The organism is Achromobacter sp. 2789STDY5608621 (assembly GCF_001299375.1).
GTDB lineage: Bacteria > Pseudomonadota > Gammaproteobacteria > Burkholderiales > Burkholderiaceae_B > Achromobacter > Achromobacter insuavis.
In genome coordinates this window covers 85,903-108,087 of record NZ_CYTU01000002.1, presented here as the reverse complement: position 1 = coordinate 108,087, position 22,185 = coordinate 85,903, and the positions used below count along the sequence as shown (strand labels likewise).

Annotated in this window: 22 protein-coding genes; 13 read left to right on the top strand and 9 right to left on the bottom strand. The window is 67.8% G+C overall.

All coding sequences use genetic code 11. The features are described from left to right. Window positions 1-164: 164 nt before the first annotated feature. The 9 genes from AOZ53_RS02940 to AOZ53_RS02900 all read left to right on the top strand — a co-directional run bounded on the left by AOZ53_RS02940 (window position 165) and on the right by AOZ53_RS02900 (window position 9,559). Entirely contained in the window at window positions 165-938 is a 774-nt protein-coding gene (locus AOZ53_RS02940) for an ABC transporter ATP-binding protein (RefSeq protein WP_054429616.1), read from the top strand. Continuing rightward, window positions 935-1,645: an ABC transporter ATP-binding protein gene (locus tag AOZ53_RS02935; protein ID WP_006393448.1), complete on the top strand. Its 711-nt coding sequence runs from the start codon at window positions 935-937 to the stop codon at window positions 1,643-1,645. Before AOZ53_RS02940 ends, AOZ53_RS02935 begins: the two co-directional genes overlap by 4 nt. A gap of 62 nt (window positions 1,646-1,707) precedes the next feature. After that, window positions 1,708-2,922, top strand: a complete 1,215-nt coding sequence (locus AOZ53_RS02930; RefSeq protein ID WP_054429617.1) for an ABC transporter substrate-binding protein — start codon at window positions 1,708-1,710, stop codon at window positions 2,920-2,922. A 98-nt stretch (window positions 2,923-3,020) separates the two neighbouring features. Next, a complete protein-coding gene (locus tag AOZ53_RS02925) occupies window positions 3,021-3,908 on the top strand; it encodes a branched-chain amino acid ABC transporter permease (RefSeq protein ID WP_006393446.1) in 888 nt (295 codons plus the stop codon). Beyond that, the gene (locus tag AOZ53_RS02920) at window positions 3,905-4,888 is read left to right on the top strand and encodes a branched-chain amino acid ABC transporter permease (RefSeq protein WP_006389255.1); all 984 of its coding nucleotides are present in this window, start codon (window positions 3,905-3,907) and stop codon (window positions 4,886-4,888) included. Before AOZ53_RS02925 ends, AOZ53_RS02920 begins: the two co-directional genes overlap by 4 nt. Window positions 4,889-5,000: 112 nt before the next feature. Continuing rightward, window positions 5,001-6,011 carry an ABC transporter substrate-binding protein gene (locus AOZ53_RS02915; protein ID WP_054474951.1) on the top strand — a complete coding sequence of 337 codons (1,011 nt, stop codon included), beginning with the start codon at window positions 5,001-5,003 and terminating at the stop codon, window positions 6,009-6,011. Window positions 6,012-6,087: 76 nt separating this feature from the next. Beyond that, window positions 6,088-6,933, top strand: coding sequence for a branched-chain amino acid aminotransferase (locus tag AOZ53_RS02910; protein WP_054429619.1), 846 nt, complete (start codon window positions 6,088-6,090; stop codon window positions 6,931-6,933). A 71-nt stretch (window positions 6,934-7,004) separates the two neighbouring features. Then, entirely contained in the window at window positions 7,005-9,155 is a 2,151-nt protein-coding gene (locus tag AOZ53_RS02905; protein WP_054486804.1) for a phosphocholine-specific phospholipase C, read from the top strand. Beyond that, on the top strand, window positions 9,152-9,559 hold the full coding sequence (locus AOZ53_RS02900; RefSeq protein ID WP_054429621.1) for an ASCH domain-containing protein: 408 nt from the start codon (window positions 9,152-9,154) through the stop codon (window positions 9,557-9,559). Before AOZ53_RS02905 ends, AOZ53_RS02900 begins: the two co-directional genes overlap by 4 nt. A gap of 22 nt (window positions 9,560-9,581) precedes the next feature. Here AOZ53_RS02900 and AOZ53_RS02895 read toward each other — a convergent pair whose 3' ends face one another. The 7 genes from AOZ53_RS02895 to AOZ53_RS02865 all read right to left on the bottom strand — a co-directional run bounded on the left by AOZ53_RS02895 (window position 9,582) and on the right by AOZ53_RS02865 (window position 16,653). Continuing rightward, entirely contained in the window at window positions 9,582-10,346 is a 765-nt protein-coding gene (locus AOZ53_RS02895) for an ABC transporter ATP-binding protein (RefSeq protein WP_054486802.1), read from the bottom strand. Next, window positions 10,343-12,181, bottom strand: coding sequence for a branched-chain amino acid ABC transporter ATP-binding protein/permease (locus tag AOZ53_RS02890; RefSeq protein WP_054486800.1), 1,839 nt, complete (start codon window positions 12,179-12,181; stop codon window positions 10,343-10,345). Before AOZ53_RS02890 ends, AOZ53_RS02895 begins: the two co-directional genes overlap by 4 nt. Window positions 12,182-12,186: 5 nt before the next feature. Then, entirely contained in the window at window positions 12,187-13,224 is a 1,038-nt protein-coding gene (locus AOZ53_RS02885; RefSeq protein WP_054429625.1) for a branched-chain amino acid ABC transporter permease, read from the bottom strand. A gap of 133 nt (window positions 13,225-13,357) precedes the next feature. Next, window positions 13,358-14,521, bottom strand: coding sequence for an ABC transporter substrate-binding protein (locus tag AOZ53_RS02880; RefSeq protein ID WP_054429627.1), 1,164 nt, complete (start codon window positions 14,519-14,521; stop codon window positions 13,358-13,360). Between the two features lie 249 nt (window positions 14,522-14,770). Next, on the bottom strand, window positions 14,771-15,328 hold the full coding sequence (locus AOZ53_RS02875; protein WP_054429628.1) for a biotin transporter BioY: 558 nt from the start codon (window positions 15,326-15,328) through the stop codon (window positions 14,771-14,773). A 54-nt stretch (window positions 15,329-15,382) separates the two neighbouring features. Beyond that, entirely contained in the window at window positions 15,383-15,979 is a 597-nt protein-coding gene (locus AOZ53_RS02870; RefSeq protein WP_054474946.1) for an energy-coupling factor transporter transmembrane component T family protein, read from the bottom strand. Next, window positions 15,976-16,653 carry an energy-coupling factor ABC transporter ATP-binding protein gene (locus AOZ53_RS02865; RefSeq protein ID WP_054474945.1) on the bottom strand — a complete coding sequence of 226 codons (678 nt, stop codon included), beginning with the start codon at window positions 16,651-16,653 and terminating at the stop codon, window positions 15,976-15,978. The genes AOZ53_RS02870 and AOZ53_RS02865 overlap by 4 nt, the downstream gene beginning before the upstream one ends. A gap of 52 nt (window positions 16,654-16,705) precedes the next feature. Here AOZ53_RS02865 and msrB point away from each other — a divergent pair, with 52 nt between their 5' ends. The 4 genes from msrB (at window position 16,706) to AOZ53_RS02845 (ending at window position 18,810) form a co-directional block, all read left to right on the top strand. After that, complete coding sequence (gene msrB / locus AOZ53_RS02860) at window positions 16,706-17,104, top strand: peptide-methionine (R)-S-oxide reductase MsrB (protein WP_054429633.1); 399 nt, start codon at window positions 16,706-16,708, stop codon at window positions 17,102-17,104. Next, window positions 17,101-17,667 carry a septation protein A gene (locus AOZ53_RS02855; protein ID WP_054429635.1) on the top strand — a complete coding sequence of 189 codons (567 nt, stop codon included), beginning with the start codon at window positions 17,101-17,103 and terminating at the stop codon, window positions 17,665-17,667. Before msrB ends, AOZ53_RS02855 begins: the two co-directional genes overlap by 4 nt. 79 nt (window positions 17,668-17,746) lie before the next feature. Further along, complete coding sequence (locus tag AOZ53_RS02850; protein ID WP_054460648.1) at window positions 17,747-18,016, top strand: BolA family protein; 270 nt, start codon at window positions 17,747-17,749, stop codon at window positions 18,014-18,016. 17 nt (window positions 18,017-18,033) lie between these two features. Continuing rightward, a complete protein-coding gene (locus tag AOZ53_RS02845) occupies window positions 18,034-18,810 on the top strand; it encodes a peptidylprolyl isomerase (RefSeq protein ID WP_006393432.1) in 777 nt (258 codons plus the stop codon). A gap of 179 nt (window positions 18,811-18,989) precedes the next feature. Here AOZ53_RS02845 and ligA read toward each other — a convergent pair whose 3' ends face one another. Beyond that, a complete protein-coding gene (gene ligA, locus AOZ53_RS02840) occupies window positions 18,990-21,092 on the bottom strand; it encodes an NAD-dependent DNA ligase LigA (RefSeq protein WP_054486798.1) in 2,103 nt (700 codons plus the stop codon). Further along, window positions 21,092-22,162: a cell division protein ZipA C-terminal FtsZ-binding domain-containing protein gene (locus tag AOZ53_RS02835; protein ID WP_054486796.1), complete on the bottom strand. Its 1,071-nt coding sequence runs from the start codon at window positions 22,160-22,162 to the stop codon at window positions 21,092-21,094. Before AOZ53_RS02835 ends, ligA begins: the two co-directional genes overlap by 1 nt. Window positions 22,163-22,185 lie beyond the last annotated feature (23 nt).

Genomic DNA, 22,185 nt, shown 5'->3' with positions numbered 1-22,185 from the left:
AAAACCTATGACAAACCCTCATGGAATTTTGATTCAGAGGTGCGCATACTCGCCGGCAACTCTTATAGAAAACCGTGGCGTTTCCATGATTTTCTTTACCCCGCGGGGGCTCAGCGCATAACGCCGGGCAGGGTCCATATAAATACAACGCCGGTGCAGCGGACATGGACGACACGATCCTGGAGACAAAAGGCCTCACCAAGGAATTCCGCGGTTTTGTCGCGGTCAATGGGGTCGATTTGCGTATCAAGCGGGGCGAGATTCATGCCTTGATCGGGCCGAACGGCGCGGGCAAGACGACATGCTTCAACCTGCTGACCAAGTTTCTCTCCCCCACCTCGGGGAGCATCAAGTTCAACGGCATCGACATCACCGGCGAGCGCCCGGCGCAGATCGCGCGGCGCGGCGTGATCCGTTCGTTCCAGATCTCGGCGGTGTTTCCTCACCTGACCGTGCTTGAGAACGTGCGCATCGGCCTGCAGCGCAAGACCGGGCTGTCGTTCCACTTCTGGCGCAGCGACAAGCGCCTGGCCGCGCTCGACGAGCCGGCCCGCGCGCTGCTGGAACAGGTCGACCTGGGCGCGTTCGCCGACGAGACCACCGTGAACCTGCCGTACGGCCGCAAGCGCGCGCTCGAGATCGCCACCACGCTGGCGATGGAGCCCGAGCTGATGCTGCTGGACGAGCCGACGCAGGGCATGGGCCACGAAGACGTGGACCGCGTCACGCAGCTGATCAAGCGCGTCAGCGCCGGCCGCACCATCCTGATGGTCGAACACAACATGAACGTCGTGTCCTCTATCGCCAACACCATCACCGTGCTCGCGCGCGGCGCCGTGCTGGCGGAGGGTTCCTACGCCGAAGTGTCCCGCCATCCCGCCGTGATGCAGGCCTACATGGGCACCACCGACGGCGAACTGCAAGGAGCACACGCATGAGCACCCCGGCACTGGAAATCTCGGGCCTGCAGGCCTGGTACGGGGAATCGCATATCCTGCATGGCGTGGATATGCGCGTGGGGCAAGGCGAGGTCGTCACGCTGCTGGGCCGCAACGGCGCCGGCCGCACCACCACGCTGCGCGCCATCCTCGGCCTGACCGGCTCGCGCAAGGGCTCGGTGCGCATCCATGGCACCGAGGCCATCGACCTGCCCACCTACAAGATCGCCCACCTGGGCGTGGGCTACTGCCCCGAGGAACGCGGCATCTTCGCCAGCCTGTCGTGCGAAGAGAACCTGCTGCTGCCCCCCGTGGTCGGCTCGCTCGGCGGCGGCATGTCGCTGGCCGAGATCTACGACATGTTCCCCAACCTGCTCGAACGCCGGCATTCGCCCGGCACGCGCCTGTCGGGCGGCGAGCAGCAGATGCTGGCGGTGGCGCGCATCCTGCGCACCGGCGCCAACCTGCTGCTGCTGGACGAAATCTCGGAGGGCCTTGCGCCCGTCATCGTGCAGGCGCTGGCCCGCATGATCACCGCGCTCAAGCAGCGCGGCTACACCATCGTCATGGTGGAACAGAATTTCCGCTTCGCCGCGCCGCTGGCCGATCGCTTCTACGTCATGGAGCATGGCCAGATCGTCGAGCACTTCGAAGCGTCGGAACTTTCAGAAAAACAGGACACGCTCAACGAACTGCTGGGCGTCTAAGACAACCTGTCACCCGCCGGTTTCCCGGCATCCCATATACCAAAGGGAAGAGGAGTCATCCCATGAAGCTGCACACCATCACTGCTGCACTGGCCATGGCGGGCCTGGGATTTGCCGGGGCACCCGCCCTGGCGCAAGGCATCTCCGACGATGTCATCCGCATCGGCTTCATCACCGACATGTCGGGCGTGTATTCCGACATCGACGGCAAGGCCGGCCTGGAAGCGATCCGCATGGCGATCGAGGACTTCGGCGGCAACGTCAACGGCAAGAAGATCGAAGTGCTGTCGGCCGACCACCAGAACAAGGCCGACGTGGCCTCGGCGCGCGCCCGTGAATGGTTCGACCAGCAGAAGGTCGATGTCATCATCGGCGGCACCAACTCGGCCACCAGCCTGGCGATGGCCGCCGTCGCGGCGGAAAAGAAGAAGCCCTTCATCGCCATCGGCGCGGGCGCTTCCGACCTGACCAACGCCCAATGTTCGCCCTACACCGTGCACTACGCCTACGACACCGTGGCGCTGGCGCGCGGCACCGGTTCGGCGGTGGTGAAGGACGGCGGCAAGAGCTGGTTCTTCCTGACGGCCGACTACGCCTTCGGCCACGCGCTCGAGCGCGACACGATGGCGGTGGTCAAGGCCGCCGGCGGCGAGGTCAAGGGCCAGGTGCGCGCACCGCTGGGCGCCTCCGACTTCTCCTCGTTCCTGCTGCAGGCGCAGTCGTCCAAGGCGCAGATCCTGGGCCTGGCCAACGCGGGCGGCGACACCATCAACTCGATCAAGGCCGCCAATGAATTCGGCGTCACCAAGACGATGAAGATGGCCGGCCTGCTGGTGTTCATCAACGACGTGCACTCGCTCGGCCTGGAAGCCACCCAGGGCATGTACCTGACCGATGGCTGGTACTGGGATCAATCCGACGCCTCGCGCGCCTGGGCCAAGAAGTTCGAGGCCAAGGTCGGCCGCAAGCCCTCCATGCTGCAGGCCGGTGACTACTCGTCGGTCACGTTCTACCTGAACGGCGTGAAGGCCACCGGCACCGACGACGCCGACACGCTCATGAAGTGGATGAAGTCGAACAAGATCAACGACTTCTTCACCCAGGGCGGCTACGTGCGCGAAGACGGCCGCATGATCCATGACATGTACCTGATGCAGGTGAAGACGCCGGCCGAATCGAAGGGCCCGTGGGACTACTACAAGGTCGTCGCCACGCTGCCGGGCGACGAGGTCTACACCAAGCTGTCCGAGTCGACCTGCAAGCTGGTCAAGAAGTAATTCCCGTCGATGCGACCCCTTGATGCGATCTGGCCCGCGCGGCCAGGTCGCATCTTGAATTTGCCCGCTTCCCTTCGTACGCGCAGGATTTTCACAAGATGACTGATATTTTCGGCATCCCCATACAGGCCTTGTTCGGCCAGTTGCTGCTGGGACTGGTCAACGGTTCGTTCTATGCCATGCTGTCGCTCGGCCTGGCGGTTATCTTCGGACTGCTGAACGTCATCAACTTCGCGCACGGCGCGCTTTACATGCTGGGCGCCTTCGTCGCCTGGATGGGGCTGTCGTACCTGGGGTTGAATTACTGGGTCATGCTGATCCTGGCGCCGCTGGTCGTCGGGCTGTTCGGCATCCTCATTGAAAAGTTGCTGCTCAAACACCTGTACAAGCTCGATCACCTCTACGGCCTGCTGCTGACCTTCGGGCTGACGCTGCTGATCGAAGGCCTGTTCCGCAGCTTCTACGGCGTGTCGGGCCAGCCCTATCCCACGCCCGAGGCGCTGCGCGGCGCCACCAACCTGGGCTTCATGGTGCTGCCGAACTACCGCGGCTGGGTGGTGGCGGCGTCGGTGGTGGTGTGCCTGGCGACCTGGTTCGTGATCGAGCGCACCCGCCTGGGCGCGCTGCTGCGCGCCGGCACCGAGAACCCGCGGCTGGTCGAGGCCTTCGGCGTCAACGTGCCACGCATGATCACGCTGACCTACGGCTTCGGCGTGGCGCTGGCCGGCTTTGCCGGCGTGCTGGCCGCGCCGGTGCTGCAGATCTCGCCGCTGATGGGCTCCAACCTCATCATCGTGGTGTTCGCGGTGGTCGTGATCGGCGGCATGGGGTCCATCATGGGCGCCATCGTCACCGGATTGGGCCTGGGCGTGATCGAGGGCCTGACCAAGGTGTTCTGGCCCGAGGCGTCCAGCACGGTCGTCTTCATCATCATGGCCATTGTCCTGTTGCTCCGCCCGGCCGGGCTGTTCGGAAAAGAGAAATGAATCGTCAATTCCTGGGCTATGCGGTCCTGGCCGTCGTGGTGGCCATTCTTCCCTTCGTCGGGGTGTATCCGATCTTCGCCATGAAGATCATGTGCTACGCCCTGTTCGCCTGCGCCTTCAACCTGCTGCTGGGCTTCACCGGCCTGCTGTCGTTCGGCCACGCCGCCTTCCTGGGCAGCGCCGCCTACGCGGCCGGCCATGCGCTCAAGGTGTGGGGCGTGCCGACCGAGATCGGCCTGCTGTTCGGCGTCGCGGTGGCCGCGCTGCTGGGCCTGGCGATGGGCGCGCTGGCGATCCGCCGCAGCGGTATCTACTTCGCCATGATCACGCTGGCGCTGGCGCAGATGGTGTTCTTCTTCTTCCTGCAGGCCAAGTTCACCGGCGGCGAAGACGGCCTGCAGAGCGTGCCGCGCGGCACGCTGCTGGGCATCATCGACCTGTCCAAGGACCTGAACCTGTACTACCTGGTGATGGGCGTGTTCATCATCGGCTACTTCATCATCTGGCGCACGGTGCATTCGCCGTTCGGCCAGGTGCTGCAGGCGCTGCGCGAGAACGAGCCGCGCGCGATATCGCTGGGCTATGACGTCGACCGTTTCAAGCTGCTGGCCTTCGTGCTGTCGGCCGCCATCGCCGGCCTGGCGGGCGCCACCAAGACGCTGGTGTTCGTGTCGGCCACGCTGTCGGACGCCACCTGGCAGATGTCGGGCCTGGTGATCCTGATGACGCTGATCGGCGGGCTCGGCACGCTGACCGGGCCGATCCTCGGCGCGTTCATCGTGGTGCTGCTCGAAAACAAGGTCGGCGACTTCGGCCAGATGATGGCCAGCCTGACCGGTGTCGACTGGTTCCTGCGCCTGGGCGAATCGGTCACCATCGTGATCGGCCTGATCTTCGTGATCTGCGTGCTGGCGTTCCGCCGCGGCATCGTGGGCGAGATCGGCGCGCTGATCGAGAAGCGGCGCGCGGCGCGCGCGTAATGCGCGCGGCCGCCGGCCGCATCGCCTGCCTGACCCTCGGGGCCGCTGAACGCGGCCCCGATTGCATGGGGCCTTTACAATGACCGGCACGCAATCAGAAAGGTGCTCCATCATGCGCATGAAGCCTTTGCTCGCGGGCGCCCTGGCGCTGTCCGCCGCCCTGCTCGCGCCGGCCGCGGCCCACGCCGCCAAGCCGGTCTGCGAAGTCGACCGCCCGGTCCGCTTCAGCGGCCTGAACTGGGAATCCAATCTGGTGCTGGCCGGCATCGAGCGCTACGTGATGGAGCACGGCTACGGCTGCAAGACCAGCGTCGAGATCGGCGAGACGCTGCCCATGCTGGCCGCGCTGCAGCGCGGCGATGTCGACGTCACGCCAGAAGTGTGGCCGGGGCAGATCGAAGTGGCCTGGAAGAAGGCGCTGGCCAGCGGCCGCGTGCAGGGCCTGGGCCATGTCTACGACGCCGGCGAAGGCTGGTACGTGCCGCGCTATACCGTGCAGCGCCATCCCGACCTGAAGTCGGCGGCGGACCTCGCGCGCTTCAAGCAGGTCTTCGCCGACCCCGAGGATCCGGGCCGCGGCCGCATCTACGGCTGCCCCGCGGGCTGGGCCTGCGGCACGCTGAACGACAACCTGCTGCGCGCGCTGGGCCTGGACCGCGACTACAGCCTGTTCGCGCCCGGTTCCGGCGCGGCGCAGAAGGCCGCCATCCTGTCGGCCTACAAGCGCAAGCGCGACATCGTCTTCTACTACTGGACGCCCACCGCGCTGGTCGGCGCGCTCGACCTGGTCAAGCTGGAACTGCCGGCCTTCGACCAGACCGCCTATACCTGCCTGACCGATCCCAAGTGCGCCAAACCGGTGGCCACCGAATTCAAGCCCAACCCCGTGGTCACCGGCGTCAACAGCGCCTTCGCCAAGGAGGCGCCGCAGCTGGCCGCGTTCCTGGCCAAGCTCACCATTCCTGGCGACGCCATCGACGCCACGCTGGGCTGGCTGGAGACCGAGGGCAAGGAGCCCGAGGAGGCGGCGCGCTACTTCCTCAAGCAATACGGCCCGGTCTGGCGGCAATGGATGCCGGCCGATGCGGCCGAACGGGTGCAGGCGGCGCTCGACAAGGAGTGAGACGGTCCGCGCCTCATGTATCCTGACGTTTCGGCGCCATTGTCGCGCCACCCGATACCCCCGAAGGAAACCCATCATGGACGCCTTGTTCTGGCACAACGGTCACTGGACCCCTGAAAACCCCAAACTGCTCGGCCCCGCCGATCACGCCTTCTGGATGGCCAGCATGGTCTTCGACGGCGCGCGCGCGTTCCGCGGCCTGACGCCCGACCTCGACCTGCACTGCCAGCGCGTGGTGCGCTCGGCCGAAAAGATGCTGATGAAGCCGCAGATCTCGTGGCAGGAAATCCAGTCGCTGTGCCTGCAGGCCGTGGCCAAGTTCCCCGAAGGCAGCGAGCTCTACATCAAGCCGATGTTCTTCTGCGCCGACGGCTTCCTGCTGCCCGACGCCGACAAGACCCAGTTCGTGCTGCACGTCTTCAAGGTGCCGATGCCGGGCGAACAGGGCTTTGCCGCCTGCTTCTCCAGCTTCGCGCGCTCGTGGCCCAACATGGCGCCGACCGACGCCAAGGCTTCGTGCCTGTACCCCAACGGCCAGCGCGCCATCCGCGAGGCGATGGACAAGGGCTTCGACAACGCCATCATGCTGGACGGCGCCGGCAACGTCGCCGAGTTCGCCTCCAGCAATCTGTGGATCGCCAAGGACGGCGTGGTCTCGACCCCGGTGGACAACGGCACCTTCCTGAACGGCATCACGCGCCGCCGCGTGCTGGCGCTGCTCAAGGCCGACGGCGTCGAGGTGCAGGAGCGCAGCCTGACGCGCGCCGACATCGAGGCCGCCGACGAAGTGTTCTCGTCCGGCAACTACGGCAAGGTGGTGCACGTGAACCGCGTCGAAGACCGCAAGCTGGAATATGGTCCGCTGGCGCGCCGCGCCCACAAGCTGTACATGGACTACGCCGAAAGCACCCGCAAGCAATAAGCCCACCGGCCGCGGCGCGGCGGACCGCGCCGCCCGCCCCGGGTGGCGCCGCATGACAAGGAAGATCCCGCATGCAATCCCGACGCGAGTTCCTGCGCGGCGGCGCCGCGATCGCCGGCGCCGGCAGCGCCCTGGCGCTGCTGCCCGCCTCCATCCGCCGCGCGCTGGCGATTCCCGCCAACCGCCGCAAGGGCACGATCGAAGACGTCGAGCACATCGTCATCTTCATGCAGGAAAACCGTTCGTTCGACCACTACTTCGGCGGCCTCGCCGGGGTGCGCGGCTTCGGCGACCGCTTTCCGATCCCGGCGCCCGCCAGTCCCGACTTCGAGCGCCGCACGGTCTGGGCGCAATACAACGGCCGTCCCGACGACGGCGCGCCGCGCAGCGTGCTGCCGTTCCGTCTCGACACCCGCGAGGCCTATGAGGCCATGCGCGTGGCCAGCACGCCGCACACCTGGTCCAACGCCCAGGACGCCTGGGATGCCGGCCGCATGGGCCAGTGGCCGGCCGCCAAGAAGAACCATTCAATGGCGTACTACACCGAAGCGGACATGCCGTTCCAGTACGCCATGGCGCGCGCCTTCACCGTGTGCGACGCCTATCACTGTTCGTTCACCGGCGGCACCAACACCAACCGCCTGTTCGTCTGGAGCGGCACCAACGACGGCCTGGGCCGCGGCCACGGCCCGGCGCTGGGCAACACCTACAACAAGCTGGGCGGCGGCGATCCGGCCGGCGCCTACACCTGGACCACCTATCCCGAGCGCCTGGAGCGCGCCGGCATCCGCTGGCGCATCTACCAGGACATGGCGGACAACTACTCGCTCAACCCGACCGCCGGCTTCAAGGCCTACCGCGACGCATTCCACGGCCTGCCCGGCTCGCTGGCCGCGCTCAAGGACAAGGCGCTGACCACCCGCGGCCTGGACCTGCTGCGCCAGGACGTGCTGGACGGCACGCTGCCGCAGGTGTCGTGGATGTGCGCCACCAAGGCCGGCTCCGAGCATCCCAGCCCCTCCAGCCCGGCGCAGGGCGCGGACTACACGGCAAAGGTGCTGGACGCGCTGACCGCCAATCCCGAGGTCTGGAGCAAGACCGTCCTGTTGCTGATGTTCGACGAAAACGACGGCTTCTTCGACCACATGCCGCCGCCCGCCCCGCCTTCGCGCGGCCGCGACGGCCAGTTGGCTGGCGCGTCGACGGTGGACACCGCCGGCGAATACCACGAGATCGTCACCGGCACCGAAAAGGACGATACGGCCGCCCACCTGCACGGCGTCTACGGCCTCGGCCCGCGCGTGCCGATGTACGTGCTGTCGCCCTGGACCAAGGGCGGCTGGGTCAACTCGGAAGTGTTCGACCACACCTCGGTGCTGCGCTTCGTCGAGCGCCGCTTCGGCGTCGCCGAACCCAACATCTCGCCGTGGCGCCGCGCGGTCTGCGGCGACCTGACCTCGATCTTCGATTTCGCCACGCCCGACGAGGCCAACCTGACGCGCGGCCTGCCGGCCACCGCCGCGCGCGCGGCGCAGGCCGCCGCCCTGCCCGGCACCATCACGCCGCCCGCGCCCGAGCGGCCCGCGCTGGCGCGTCAGCAGGCCGGCATCCGGCCGTCGCGGGCGCTGCCGTACGCGCTGTCGGCGCAGGCCCGCGCCGGCAAGGACAGCATCACGCTGCGCATGGACAACAGCGGCGCCGCCGGCGCCGTGCTGCATGTGTACGACCGCCTGCGCCTGGAGGACGGCCCGCGCCGCTACACCCTCGAGGCCGGCAGGCATCTGGAAGCCAGCTGGCCCGTGGCGGGCAACGACGGCCGCTACGATCTGTGGCTGCTCGGCCCCAATGGCTTTCATCGCCACGTCGCGGGCCGGCTGCACGCGGACACCGAGCCGCTGTCGGTCGAGGCCATCTGCGATCCCGCCGGGCCGACCTTGCGCCTGAAGCTGCACAACCCGGGCACGCTGCCGCGCGGCTTCCAGGTCGAAGCCAACGCCTACGGCTACGCCGGCCACCATGAACCGGCGCTGGAACCCGGCGTCGGCGCCACCCTGGCCTGGGACCTGGCCGCCAGCGGCGGCTGGTACGACTTCAGCGTGCGCGCCGACGACGCGCCCGGCTTCATCCGCCGTATGGCTGGACGCCTCGAGACCGGCGCCCCCTCCACCTCCGACCCCGCGATGGGCCAGGAACTGATTCTGCATTGGACGCTGCCGGCATGAAACCGCCCGCCCCTTACGAAAACGCCGTGACCTTCCAGTTCGGCGATTCGCCCGAACTGGCCGACGAACTGCTGGCATTGGTGCTGTCCGGCGCCAAGACCGCCACCTGCGGCGCGCTGCGCGACTTCGACGAGAAGGAACCGGTGCCCGAGCCGGGCCGGCGCGACGTGGTGCTGGACGGCCGCGGCCGTCCGGCCTGCGCCATCGAGACGCTCAGTATCGTGATCCAGCGCTTCGACGAGGTGGACGAAGCCTTCGCCCTGGCCGAGGGCGAAGGGCCCTACGACGTCTGGCGCGCCGAACACATCGCCTATTTCGACCGCAATGGCGGCTACGCGCCGGACCTGCTGCTGGTGTGCGAACGCTTCCGCGTGGTCGAAGTATTTGAACGCGAGGCGGACTGACGCGTCCGCCTCGCCTTGGGCATCAGGCCTCGGCCTGCTCCGCGCCCTTGCCCAGGCCGAGATAGCTCTCGATCACCTTGGGATCGCCGGCCAGCTCGCGCGCCGGGCCGTGCAGGATGACTTCGCCGGTTTCGAGCACGTAGCAGTAGTCGGCCACCTGCAGCGCCGCGCGCGCGTTCTGCTCCACCAGCAGGATCGCCACGCCGGTCTCGCGCAGGCGCGCGATGATGTGGAAGATCTCGCGCACGATGCGCGGCGCCAGGCCCAGGCTGGGCTCGTCCAGCATCAGCAGCGCCGGCTTGGCCATCAGCGCGCGGCCGACCGCCAGCATCTGGCGCTCGCCGCCCGACAGCGTGCCGGCCTGCTGGGCGCGGCGTTCGCGCAGGCGCGGGAACAGGTCGAAGACTTCGTTGAGCGTGTCGCGCCAGCCGCTTTCGCGGGCGCGGTAGCGGCGAAAACCGCCCAGCAGCAGGTTGTCTTCGACCGACATGCTGCCGAACAGCTCGCGCCGCTCGGGCACCAGCGACATGCCGGCGGCGACGCGGCGCTCGACCGGCCAGCTCGACACGTCGGTGCCGGCGTATTGCACCGTGCCGGCCGCGTGGCCGGTCTGGGGCAAGGCGCCCATCATGGCGTTCAGCATGGTGGACTTGCCGGCGCCGTTGGCGCCGATCACGGTGACGATGCTGCCGGCCGGGACCGTCAGCGTGGCGCCGGCCAGCGCACCGACCTTGCCGTAGCGGGCCGACAGGTTGCTGACTTCGAGAACGGGTTTGGACGTCGTCATTGCACGCCTCCCGCGGACACCGGCTTGGCCTGGTCGGCTTCGGGCAGGTCGTCGTCGATGCCGCCCAGGTAGGCTTCCAGCACCGCCGGGTTCTGTTGCACCTCGGCCGGCACGCCTTCGGCCAGCTTGGTGCCGAAATCCATCACCACCAGGTGGTTGGTCAGGCGCATCACAAAATCCATGTCGTGTTCCACCAGCAGAATGCTCATGCCCTCGGCGCGCAACTGTTCCAGCACGCGCGCCAGGTCCTGCTTTTCCTTGTAGCGCAGGCCGGCGGCCGGCTCGTCCAGCAACAGCAGCACCGGATCGCTGGCCAGGGCCCGCGCGATTTCCAGGATGCGTTGCTGGCCCAGCGCCAGATTGCCCGCCTGCTCGTAGAGATATTCGCCCAGGCCGACGCGCTTGATCTGCTCGGCGGCCTCGTGCAGCAGCTGCGCCTCGCGTGCGCGGTCGGTGTGCAGGGCGCCGGCCCACACGCCCACGTCGGAGCGCAGGTGCGCGCCCAGCGCGACGTTCTCCAGCACCGTCATGCCCGGCAGCAGCTGCACGTGCTGGAAGGTGCGGCCCACGCCCAGCTTGGCGATCTCGCGCGCCGAGCGGCTGTCGATGCGCTCGCTCATGAACGTGACCTGGCCGCGCGTCACCGGCAGCACGCCGCTGATCAGGTTGAAGGTGGTGCTCTTGCCGGCGCCGTTGGGGCCGATCAGGCCCATGATCTCGCCGGAGCGGACCTTGAAGCTGATGTCGTTGACGGCGACCAGGCCGCCGAATTCCTTGCGGATGGCGTCCACTTCCAGCACCACCTGCCCGGCCTGCGGCCGCGCGCGCAGCGGCAGCGCCGGCGCCGGCTTGGGCGGGGCCAGGTTGCGGCGCGAGCCGTCGGCGCCGGTGATGCTGCCCCACCAGCCCGCCAGGATCGGCCAGAGGCCGTTGCGGGCGTATTGCAGCATCAGGATCAGCAGCACGCCGAAGACGATCATCTCGAAGTTGGCGTTGGTGTCCAGCAGCTTGGGCAGCAGGTTCTGCAGCTGGTCCTTCAGCACCAGGATGACGCTGGAGCCGAGCAGCGCGCCCCAGACGTAGCCTGCGCCGCCGACCACGGCCATGAACAGGTACTCGATGCCGTAGTTGATGCCGAACGGGCTGGGGCTGACGGCGCGCTGCATGTGCGCGTAGAGCCAGCCCGAGACGCAGGCCAGCAGCGCGGCCCAGACGAAGATCACGACCTTGTAGGCGGCCGTGTTCACGCCCATCGACTCGGCCATGCCGGCGCCGCTCTTGAGCGCGCGGATGGCGCGGCCGGGACGCGAGTTCAGCAGGTTGCGGGTCGCCCACAGCGCCAGCAGCACGAACACCCAGATCAGGTAGTAGATGTGGCGGCCGCTGGCCAGCGACATGCCGAAGATGCTGATGGGCTCGATGCCGGCGATGCCGTCATGCTTGCCCAGCCAGTCGAGGTTGCCGAACAGGAAGTACAGCGACAGGCCCCAGGCGATGGTGCCCAGCGGCAGGTAGTGGCCCGACAGGCGCAGCGTGATCGCGCCCAGCAGGTACGCCACCACGGCGGTCAGGATCAGGCCGGCGGGCAGCGCCAGCCAGGGTGACACGTCGTATTGCGTGGTCAGGTAGGCGGTGGTGTACGCGCCCAGGCCGACGAACGCGGCCTGGCCGAACGAGGTCAGGCCGCCGACGCCGGTCAGCAGCACCAGCCCCAGCACCACCAGGCTGGCCAGCCCGATGTAGTTCAATTGCGTCACCCAGAACTCGGGCGTGACCGGCAGCAGCGGCAGCCCCGCCAGGACGACGATGAAGACGGCAAGCAGAATGCGGTTCATGGCGTTTATTCCTCTTCGTCCACGTGATGGGTGCTGAACGAACGCCAGACCAGAACCGGGATAATCAAGGTGAAGACGATCACTTCCTTGTAGGCGCTGGCCCAGAAGGACGAGAACGATTCCAGCACGCCCACCAGCAGCGAGCCGGCGGCCGCCACGGGGTAGCTGGCCAGGCCGCCGATGATGGCGCCGACGAAGCCTTTCAGGCCGATCAGGAAGCCCGTGTCGTAGTAGACCGTGGTGATGGGCGCGATCAGCATGCCGGACATGGCGCCGATGGCGGTGGCCAGCGTGAAGGTCAGGCTGCCCGACATGGTGGTGCTGATGCCCACCAGGCGAGCGCCGCGGCGGTTGACGGCGGTGGCGCGCAGCGCGCGGCCGTACAGCGTCTTGCCGAAGAACAGCCACAGCGCGATGATCAGCAGCGCGCAGGTCGCGACCACGAACAGGCTCTGCGCCGACCAGGTGGTGAAGCCCAGGTCGACCTGGCCGCTCACGAACGCGGGCGTGCGCCAGCCTTCGGCGCCGAAGAACACCAGGGCCAGGCCGGTCAGCGCGAAGTGCACCGCCACCGAGACAATCAGCAGCACCAGCACGGTGGCCTCGGCCAGCGGCTGGTAGACGATGCGATAGACCATCGGGCCCATCGGGATCACCAGCAGCAGCGTCAACAGCATGTTGAGCCACAGGGAATTGCCGGCGGCGGTATAGGTGACCGTCAGCCACAGCAGCGCGAGCGGCAGGACGAGACAGGTCACCAGGGCCTTGGGCAGGCCTGCCGCGCTGCGGGTCCGCAGCGCGCGCAGCAGTTCAAGCGCCAGGCACACGGCGCCCAGCAGCGGTAAGAGATAGGCGGTGCCGGGCACCTTGCCGTCCACCAGCATCGCGAGCGTCAGGGCGCCGAACGCCACAAACTCGCCCTGGGGAATGAAAATGACGCGCGTAACGGCGAACACCAGCACCAGCGCCATGCCCAGCAGGGCATAGATGGCGCCGTTGACGATACCGTCTTGCAGCAGAATCAGCGCAATTGAGGAATCCATCTAACAACCTTATTGATTCTTGGTGTTCCGACCCCGCCCGGAACACTGATACGACACACCGGCCGGAGAGGCCGGTGCGAAGCATTGCTCGGGCACCACAAGAGGCGCCCGTGGATCGGGCAATCCAGGGGGATTACAGGCCGGGCTGGTAGACCCACTTGCCGCCTTCCACCTTGACGATGACGCGCGAACGCTCGTCAAAGCCGGCGTGGTCGGTCGGCGACATGTTGAACACGCCTTGCGACGCGGGCAGGTCCTTGATGTTTTCCAGGGCGTCGCGCATGGCGGCGCGGAACTCCGGCGTGCCCGGCTTGGCGCCGGTCTTCAGGGCCACGGGCAGCGCGGCCACGACCAGCTGGCCGGCATCCCACATGTGGCCGCCGAAGGTGTTGGTCGAACCAGCGCCGTTGGCCTTCTCGTAGGTCTCGACGTAGGCCAGGGCCGACTTCTTGACCGGGTTGCTGTCGGGCAGCTGGGCCGCGACCAGCAGCGGGCCGGCCGGCAGGTACATGCCGTCGCAGTCCTTGCCGCAGACGCGCAGCACGTCGTTGTTGGCGGCGCCGTGGGTCTGGTAGATGGTGCCGCCGTAGTTGCGGGCCTTCAGTTCCTTTTGCGGCAGCGCGGACGGGGTGCCGGCGCCGGCGATCAGGATGGCGTCGGGCTTGGCGCCGATCAGCTTGAGCACCTGGCCGGTGACGCTGGTGTCGGTGCGGCTGTATTTCTCGATGGAGACGATCTCGATGCCCTTGGCCTTGGCGGCCTTCTGCATCACATCCAGCCAGCCGTCGCCGTAGGCGTCGGCAAAGCCGATGAAGCCCAGCGTCTTGACCTTGGACTTGGCCATGGCGTCGGCCAGCGCGCCGGCCATCAGGGCGTCGTTCTGCGGGGTCTTGAAGACCCAGCGGCGCTTGTCGTCCACGGGTTCGACGATCTTGGCGCTGGCGGCCACGCTGATCATCGGCACCTTGGCTTCGGCGGCCACGTCCACCATGGCCAGCGAGCCCGGCGTGACCGACGTGCCGATCAGCACGTCGACCTTGTCGTCGGACGCCAGCTTGCGCGAGTTCTTGACGGCTTGGGTCGTGTCGGTGGCGTCGTCCAGGACGATCCACTCGATCTTCTGGCCGGCCACTTCCTTGGGCAGCAGCGCGACGGTGTTGCGCTCGGGGATGCCCAGCGACGCGGCGGGGCCGGTGCTGGACACCGTCACACCCACCTTGACCTGGGCGCTGGCCAGCAGCGGCAGGGTCAGGGCAACGGCGGCGGCGGCCGCGGACAAGCCGAAGTGCTTGCGCATGTTTTGTCTCCTGTGGTGGCTCTTTTTTTGCCCCGGACGAGGCGGAAGCGAGCCTAGTTAAAGTTATACAGAAAAAAATATTATAGGGTTAAAACAGTATCAGATGACCTCGCGCAACTACGGTAAATCCCTGACGTGCTACAGAAACCACAACTCAGCAAACGCATTCGTTAATGGCGAACTTGTACTTGAAAGCCTCGCGGGCGTCAGTTGGGGGATTCCCTTGGACCACGACCGCCCGCGCGGCGTTCAGCGGCCGCGCATCGGCCACACCCGCTCGACCCGCGTCGCCACCCACGCCGCCAGGGCCGCCTTGATCAGATCGCCCGGCACGAACACCGCCACCGCCAGCGCGGCCTTGGCCAGCCCCATCTTGGTGACCGTCGCCAGCCAGGGCACGCCGAAGGCGTAGACCACGGCGATGCCGCCGATGACGCAGGCGATGGCGCAGCCCGCCAGCTGGCCGCCGAAGCCCGTCGCCCTGCCCGCCAGGCGCCGCGCCAGCCAGCCAGTCACGAACGCGCCCGCCACCAGCCCGACCAGGAAACCGCCGGTCGGCCCGAAGAACGCCCCCAGGCCGCCGCGCCCGCCCGGCAGCACCGGCAGGCCGATGGCCGCCAGCGCCAGGTACAGCAGGCAGGCCAGCGCGCCGCGCCCCGGCCCCAGCATGGCGCCGGCCAGCATGGCGCCCAGCGTCTGCAGCGTGATCGGCACGGGAATGCCCGGCAGCGGGATCGGCGGAATCAGGCTCAGCACCACGATCAGCGCGGCGAACAGCGCCACCAGCACAGTGTTGTTGGATTTCATTGCAATGCCCTTTCTATCTAGCGGGACGGGGGAATCAGGAAGGCAGTCGGAACGTCACAGGCTGCGGGCGTCGATGGCCTCGGCCACTTCCTGCGCCCGCTTCAGCGTCAGCACCACCAGCGGCACGATCAGCGCCACCGGGTTGGCGCCCAGCCCGCGGGCCGCCTGGGCCTCGCGGATCTCGTGGAAATTGCGCCATATCTCGGGCACGAAGCGCAAGGCCAGCGCCAACGCCAGCGAGACCTTGCCCGCGTCCAGCAGGCCGATGCGCTGCAGCGGCATCAGCACCCGCTCGCACACGGCGATCAGATCCGAGCTGCGGGTCGACAGCGTCACCGCCAGCGCCAGCCCGACCATCGCGGCGATGCGCAGGAGTACGGCCAGCGCCTCGCGCCAGCCCTGGAACCAGGCCGTGAACGCGCCGACGGCCAGCAACACCCAGACCAGGCCGCGCACCTGGCGCCAGACGCCGCCGGGCGTGGCGCCGGCGCACCACAGCAGCAGGCCGGCGACCGCGCAGGCGCCCGCCAGGAGGGCGGGATCGCGCACCAGGAACAGCCCGGCGCCGGCCGCGGCCAGCGCCAGCAGCTTCAGGCCGGCGGGCAGCCGGTGCAGCGGCGAGTCGCCAGGGATATATAAGGGCTCGATCACGCGCAGTGATTCCGGTACCAGCGCAGCGCGGCGGCCGGCTGGTCGTCGGCGGCAATGGCGCCGTCCTGGATCACCAGCACCCGCTCGAAGTCTTCCAGCAGCGCCAGGTCGTGGCTGACCACGATGGCGTCCTGCGGCATGGCGGCGATGGCGTCGCGCACCCGGTTGCGGTTGCGCAGGTCCAGCTGGGTGGTGGGTTCGTCGAACACCACCAGCCCCGGCCGCATCACCAGCACCGCCGCCAGCGCCACCAGCTGGCGCTCGCCGCCGGACAGGGTGTGGCTGGTGCGGTCCGCCAGGTGGGCCACGCCCAGGTCGGCCAGCGCGGCCTCGATGCGGGCCTCGCGTTGCGCGCGCTCGGGTTCCAGGTGTTTCAGGCCGAACGCCAGGTCCTCGCGCACGATCGGGAAGACGATCTGGTTCTCGGGGTTCTGGAACACGAAGCCGACCTGGCGGCGCACCGCCTTCAATTCATGCCGGGTATCCAGGCCGCCCACGCGCACGCTGCCGGAGGTCGGCAGCACCAGGCCGTTGACCAGCCGCGCCAGCGTGCTCTTGCCGGCGCCGTTGGGGCCGACGATGCCGACCCGGCGCCCGGCCAGCGCCACGCTCACCCCGCGCAACACTGTGGTCTGGGGCGTCGATACAATCGCCTGGTCAAACTCGATTAACATGGGGCGGGATTATGCCCGAACCATTTCGGGCATCGGGACTCCAAGAGCTGATATGGATAAAGTACGCAAAACCGACGCCGAATGGCGGGCCCAGCTGTCCCCGGAAGAATACGTCGTCACCCGCCAAAAGGGTACCGAACGCGCGTTCACCGGGCGCTACTGGAATACCTTCACCCCGGGCATCTACCGCTGCGTGGGCTGTGGCACGGCGCTATTCGCGTCGGACACCAAGTTCGACGCCGGCTGTGGCTGGCCCAGCTATTTCCAGGCGCTCGACCCGGAACTGGTGCGCGAGGAACGCGACACCACCCACGGCATGGTGCGCACCGAGGTGCTGTGCAACGTCTGTGACGCGCACCTGGGCCACGTCTTCCCGGACGGCCCCGAGCCCACCGGCCTGCGCTATTGCATCAACTCCCTGTCGATGACGTTCGAACCCATAGAAGAATGAAGAAGTTCCTGTTCGACCTCTTTCCGCTGTTCCTGTTCTTCCTGGCCTACCGGTTCACCGACATCTTCGTGGCCACCGGCGTGGCCATGGCGGCGGCGGTGCTGCAGATCGTCTGGCTCAAGGTCACCGGCCGGCCGACCGAAGCCATGCACTGGATCAACCTGACCGTGATCCTGGTGTTCGGCGGCGCCACCATCTGGCTGCACAGCGACGTCTTCATCAAATGGAAGCCCACGGTGCTGTACTGGCTGTTCGGCGGCGCGCTGGTGTTCGCCCGCCTGCTGTTCGGCCGCAACCTGATCCGCCGCCTGATGGAAAAGCAGATCCAGCTGCCGGACGCGGCCTGGGACAAGCTCAACCTGATCTGGGCCGGCTTCTTCCTGTTCGCTGGCGCCATCAATCTCTATGTGGCGTTTTCGGGGCACTTCACCGAATCCCAGTGGGTCAGCTTCAAGGCCTTCGGCCTGATGGGCCTGATGATCGTCTTCGTCATCGGCCAGTCGCTCTGGCTGGGCAAGCACATCCAGGCCGAGGACGGCCCGGGCGCGCCGCCCAAGCCCTGACACCCTGCTGCCGGGCGTGAACGCCCGGCTCCCTCCCCTCATGGCGCGCCCCGCGCGCCGGAACTTTACGATCGACGCCATGTCTGAGACCACCGACCGCATCGCCCTGATCCGCGAGCGCCTGGCCGTCCTGGAACCGGTTTCCCTGGACATCCTTGACGACTCGCATTTGCATGCCGGTCACGAAGGCAGTAAAAACGGCGCCGGCCATTATCGCGTGCATATCGTGGCATCCTGTTTTGCAGGACTGACCGCCGTGGCGCGACATCGGCTGGTGTATCATCATTTGCAAGATTTGATCCCCTATCCGATTCATGCGCTTGCGCTAGACGCCCAGGCTCCCAAATAGAAAGTAAAAGGATATTCATGAAACGCATCGTCATGCTGGCCGCCGCCTGCGTCATCGCCGTGCCCGCTTTTGCCCAGAACGTCGCCACCGTCAACGGCAAGGCCATTCCGCAGAAGAGCCTGGATCAATTCGTCAAGCTGCTGGTCAGCCAGGGCGCCACCGATTCGCCCCAGCTGCGTGAACAGGTCAAGCAGGAAATGATCAACCGCCAGGTCTTCGTGCAAGCCGCCGAATCCGGCGGCATCGCCAAGCAGGCCGACGTCCAGACGGAAATCGAACTGGCCCGCCAAGGCATCCTGGTCCGCGCCCTGATGGCCGACTACCTGGCCAAGCACCCGGTGTCGGACGCCAAGGTCACGGCCGAGTACGACAAGATCAAGAAAGAACAGGCCGGCAAGATGGAATACAAGGTCCGTCACATCCTGGTCGAAGACGAAAAGACCGCCAACGACCTGCTGGCCCAGCTGAAGAGCAACAAGGGCAAGTTCGACGACCTGGCCAAGAAGAACTCGAAGGACCCCGGCAGCGCCGAAAAGGGTGGCGACCTGGGTTGGGCTCCCCCGACCAACTACGTCCAGCCTTTCGCCCAGGCCGTGACCCAGCTCAAGAAGGGCCAACTGGTCGACAAGCCGGTCCAGACCCAGTTCGGCTGGCACATCATCATGGTCGACGACACCCGCCCGGTGGAATTCCCGCCGCTGGATCAGGTCCGTCCGCAACTGGAAGAAATGCTGCGCCAGCAAACCCTGGCCGACTACCAGAAGGAACTGCGCGAAAAGGCCAAGATCCAGTAAATCTGGCGTCTTCCCGCGAGAACCGCCCGCCCTGCGCGGGCGGTTTTTTTTTGTCCGCGCGAAACGCCGGGAGAAGATGACGACGGTCGCGCCGGCAAGAAAAACAGGCCGCGCGCCAGAAGGCGGGCGGCCTGTTCGACAGGGCCGGGCGACGGGCCGACGGCGCGGCCTCGACGCGATCAGGACAGGCCCAGCAGTTCCTTCAGTGCGTCCTCGTCCAGCACCGTGACGCCCAGTTCCTGGGCCTTGGTCAGCTTGCTGCCGGCGTCTTCGCCGGCCACCAGGTAGGCGGTCTTCTTGGACACCGAGCCGCTGACCTTGCCGCCCGCGGCCTGGATGCGCATGGAGGCTTCCTCGCGCGTCCAGTTGGGCAGCGTGCCGGTCAGCACGAAGGTCTTGCCGGCCAGCGTGGTGTCCTCGGGCACGGTCTCGGCCACCGGGTGCACGCCTTGCGCCTTGAGCTGGTCGATCACCTCGCGGTTGTGCTGCTCGGCGAAGAAACGGCGGATCGAGCCCGCCACCACCGGCCCCACGTCCGGCACCGAGGACAGCGCGTCCTCGTCGGCGTCCATGATGGCCTCGATGCTGCCGAAATGCCGGGCGACGTCGCGCGCCGTGGTCTCGCCCACGTGGCGGATGCCCAGCGCGAACAGCAGGCGTCCCAGCGCCGGGGCGCGCGCCTTGTCGATGGCCTCGACCAGATTGTCGGCCGATTTCTGGCCCATGCGGTCCAGCCCCACCAGCTCGAGCGGACGCAGGCTGAACAGGTCGGCCAGCGATTTGACGCGGCCGCTGTCCACCAGTTGCTCCACCAGCTTCTCGCCCAGGCCCTCGATGTCGAGCGCCTTGCGGCTGGCGGCGTGCCACAGCGTCTGCTTGCGCTGCGCGGCGCAGAACAGGCCACCGGTGCAGCGGGCGATGGTTTCGTCTTCCAGGCGCTCGATCGCCGAGCCGCAGACCGGACAGGCCTTGGGCATGACGAATTCACGCGCGTCGGCGGGACGCTGCTCGAGCACCGCGCCCACCACTTCGGGGATCACGTCGCCGGCGCGCCGCACGATGACCGTGTCGCCGATGCGCACATCCTTGCGGCGGATCTCGTCCTCGTTGTGCAGCGTGGCATTGGTGACGGTCACGCCGCCCACGAACACCGGCTTGAGCCGGGCCACCGGCGTGATCGCGCCGGTACGGCCGACCTGCACCTCGATGTCCAGCAGCGTGGTGGTGGCCTCTTCGGCCGGGAACTTGTGCGCCAGCGCGAAACGCGGCGCCCGCGCCACGAAGCCCAGCAGCTTCTGCGCCGGCAGCGAGTCCACCTTGTAGACCACGCCATCGATGTCGTAGGGCAATTCGGGGCGCAAGGCGCCGACCTTGGCGTAGAAGGCCATCAGGCCCTCGGCGCCGGTGGCGCGATGGTTGTGCTTGACGTTGACCGGCAGGCCCAGCGCGGCCAGCCAGTCGAGCATGGCGCCGTGCGATTTTTCGGGCAGGGTCGCGGCGGCGTCGGTCGCGCCGGCCGGCGCCTCGTCGAACAATCCGCTCTGGCTGCCCGGCAGGCCCTGCACTTCCCCCCACCCATAGGCGAAAAAGCGCAGCGGCCGCTTGGCGGTGATGCGCGGGTCGAGCTGGCGCAGGCTGCCGGCGGCGGCGTTGCGCGGATTGACGAAGACCTTCTCGCCACGCTTGGCCTGGGCGGCGTTGAGCTTCTCGAAATCGGCGCGGTTCATCAGCACTTCGCCGCGCACCTCCAGCACCTTGGGCGCCGGGCCGGTCAGCTGCAGCGGGATCGCCTTGATCGTGCGGATGTTGGACGTGACGTCCTCACCCGTCTGGCCATCGCCGCGAGTGGCGGCCTGGACCAGCCGGCCGTCTTCGTAGCGCAGGCTGATCGCCAGGCCGTCGAGCTTCAGTTCACAGAAATATTCGGCCTGCTGCGCCGGGCCCAGCAGGCCCGCGCCGCGCAGCGTGTCGGTGACGCGGCGGTCGAACGCCACCACGTCTTCCTCGTCGAAGGCGTTGCCCAGCGACAGCATCGGCACCGCATGGCGCACGCTGCCGAAGGCCGATACCGGCGCCGCCCCCACCCGCTGGGTCGGGGATTCCGGCGTGACCAGTTCAGGGTGGGCGGCTTCCAGATCCTGCAGCTCGCGCATCATCCGGTCGTACTCGGCATCCGAGATCGACGGGTCGTCGTAGACGTAATAGCGGACGTTGTGCTGCTCGATTTCCGCGCGCAGGCGCGCCGCGGTTTCCGCCGCGGGGGTCCCTCCGGCCTTGCTCATTATGCAAACACCCGCTGGGCGCGCTCGCTGCCGGCGGGCAGGCCAGCCTGCTCGAGCTGGCCGAACAGCACCTGCAACCGTTCGTCGATGACGCTTTCCGAGCCGTCGGCCAGGGGCTTGCCCTGGTCATCGACCAGATCGGCGCGCAGACGCGCGGCGAGCTCGCGGCCCACGTCGACCATGCGGCCGAAGGCGCGGCTGTCGGCGGGGCTGCAGGGCACGTCGAGCAACAGGTACAGGCGCTCGATGCCGCCCATGCCGGCGTCGAAGGCGGCGCCGTCGGCGCGCGCCAGGGTGAAACGGGCCACGCCGTTCTCGGCCGGCCAGGCCAGGCGGTTGCCGTCGGCGACGAAGCCGGCGTCGCGGGCGACGCTCAGGACCTCGGCGGCCGGCTGGGCGGCGCCCAGCAGCAGCGTCAGGCCGACCTGGGTGTCCAGCGCGGCGCAAGTGTCGTCCAGGCGCGCGGCCTGTTCCAGCACGGCCTGCTGGTCGGGGCCTTCGATGGTGGCGTCGAAGCGTTCGGCCATGTCCTGGGCGCGGGCCCAGGCCTGCGACCATTCGATGGCGGTCAGCGGGCCGCTGCGGTTGGCCAGCAGCACGGCCAGCTGCATCGAGGCATACGATTCGCCGGTGTGCACGCGCGCGCGGTGGCGGCGTTGATCGGTTTCGGCGAACACGCGCATGGGCTTGCGGCCCACCTGGCGCAGACTCTGCATGTAGGGCAGCAGGTCGGCGCCGCGCACCGGCTCGGCGAAGTTGATCTCGATGACCACCTCGCAGGCGGGATCGGGTTCCTCGGCGTCGTCGGCATCGCTGCCCGGATCGACCGGCTTGGGCTGCTCGGGGTGCGCCTTGGGCGCGTCGCCCATGCCCGGCTCGCGGCGCACGGGCGCGCCGCCCGCGGCGGCGGCCGTTGCGGCACCCGCGCCCAGCAGCGGATCCTGCTCGGAGGTGGGGAAATGGCTTTGCATCTTGCGGCGGACGCGGCGGTCCTGCCACCAGTTGAAGCCCAGCACCAGCAGTATCAGCAAGACGCCCAGGGCAATCAGCCCGATCTGCAAATCACTCATGTGTAAATCCCGCGCCATGAAGC

Excerpts from the sequence above, each read along its gene's own strand:
- AOZ53_RS02940 (WP_054429616.1), top strand. The coding sequence starts at position 165 with ATGGACGACACGATCCTGGAGACAAAAGGCCTCACCAAGGAATTCCGC.
- AOZ53_RS02935 (WP_006393448.1), top strand. The coding sequence starts at position 935 with ATGAGCACCCCGGCACTGGAAATCTCGGGCCTGCAGGCCTGGTACGGG.
- AOZ53_RS02930 (WP_054429617.1), top strand. The coding sequence starts at position 1,708 with ATGAAGCTGCACACCATCACTGCTGCACTGGCCATGGCGGGCCTGGGA.
- AOZ53_RS02925 (WP_006393446.1), top strand. The coding sequence starts at position 3,021 with ATGACTGATATTTTCGGCATCCCCATACAGGCCTTGTTCGGCCAGTTG.
- AOZ53_RS02920 (WP_006389255.1), top strand. The coding sequence starts at position 3,905 with ATGAATCGTCAATTCCTGGGCTATGCGGTCCTGGCCGTCGTGGTGGCC.
- AOZ53_RS02915 (WP_054474951.1), top strand. The coding sequence starts at position 5,001 with ATGCGCATGAAGCCTTTGCTCGCGGGCGCCCTGGCGCTGTCCGCCGCC.
- AOZ53_RS02910 (WP_054429619.1), top strand. The coding sequence starts at position 6,088 with ATGGACGCCTTGTTCTGGCACAACGGTCACTGGACCCCTGAAAACCCC.
- AOZ53_RS02905 (WP_054486804.1), top strand. The coding sequence starts at position 7,005 with ATGCAATCCCGACGCGAGTTCCTGCGCGGCGGCGCCGCGATCGCCGGC.
- AOZ53_RS02900 (WP_054429621.1), top strand. The coding sequence starts at position 9,152 with ATGAAACCGCCCGCCCCTTACGAAAACGCCGTGACCTTCCAGTTCGGC.
- AOZ53_RS02895 (WP_054486802.1), bottom strand. The coding sequence starts at position 10,346 with ATGACGACGTCCAAACCCGTTCTCGAAGTCAGCAACCTGTCGGCCCGC.
- AOZ53_RS02890 (WP_054486800.1), bottom strand. The coding sequence starts at position 12,181 with ATGAACCGCATTCTGCTTGCCGTCTTCATCGTCGTCCTGGCGGGGCTG.
- AOZ53_RS02885 (WP_054429625.1), bottom strand. The coding sequence starts at position 13,224 with ATGGATTCCTCAATTGCGCTGATTCTGCTGCAAGACGGTATCGTCAAC.
- AOZ53_RS02880 (WP_054429627.1), bottom strand. The coding sequence starts at position 14,521 with ATGCGCAAGCACTTCGGCTTGTCCGCGGCCGCCGCCGCCGTTGCCCTG.
- AOZ53_RS02875 (WP_054429628.1), bottom strand. The coding sequence starts at position 15,328 with ATGAAATCCAACAACACTGTGCTGGTGGCGCTGTTCGCCGCGCTGATC.
- AOZ53_RS02865 (WP_054474945.1), bottom strand. The coding sequence starts at position 16,653 with ATGTTAATCGAGTTTGACCAGGCGATTGTATCGACGCCCCAGACCACA.
- msrB (WP_054429633.1), top strand. The coding sequence starts at position 16,706 with ATGGATAAAGTACGCAAAACCGACGCCGAATGGCGGGCCCAGCTGTCC.
- AOZ53_RS02855 (WP_054429635.1), top strand. The coding sequence starts at position 17,101 with ATGAAGAAGTTCCTGTTCGACCTCTTTCCGCTGTTCCTGTTCTTCCTG.
- AOZ53_RS02850 (WP_054460648.1), top strand. The coding sequence starts at position 17,747 with ATGTCTGAGACCACCGACCGCATCGCCCTGATCCGCGAGCGCCTGGCC.
- AOZ53_RS02845 (WP_006393432.1), top strand. The coding sequence starts at position 18,034 with ATGAAACGCATCGTCATGCTGGCCGCCGCCTGCGTCATCGCCGTGCCC.
- ligA (WP_054486798.1), bottom strand. The coding sequence starts at position 21,092 with ATGAGCAAGGCCGGAGGGACCCCCGCGGCGGAAACCGCGGCGCGCCTG.
- AOZ53_RS02835 (WP_054486796.1), bottom strand. The coding sequence starts at position 22,162 with ATGAGTGATTTGCAGATCGGGCTGATTGCCCTGGGCGTCTTGCTGATA.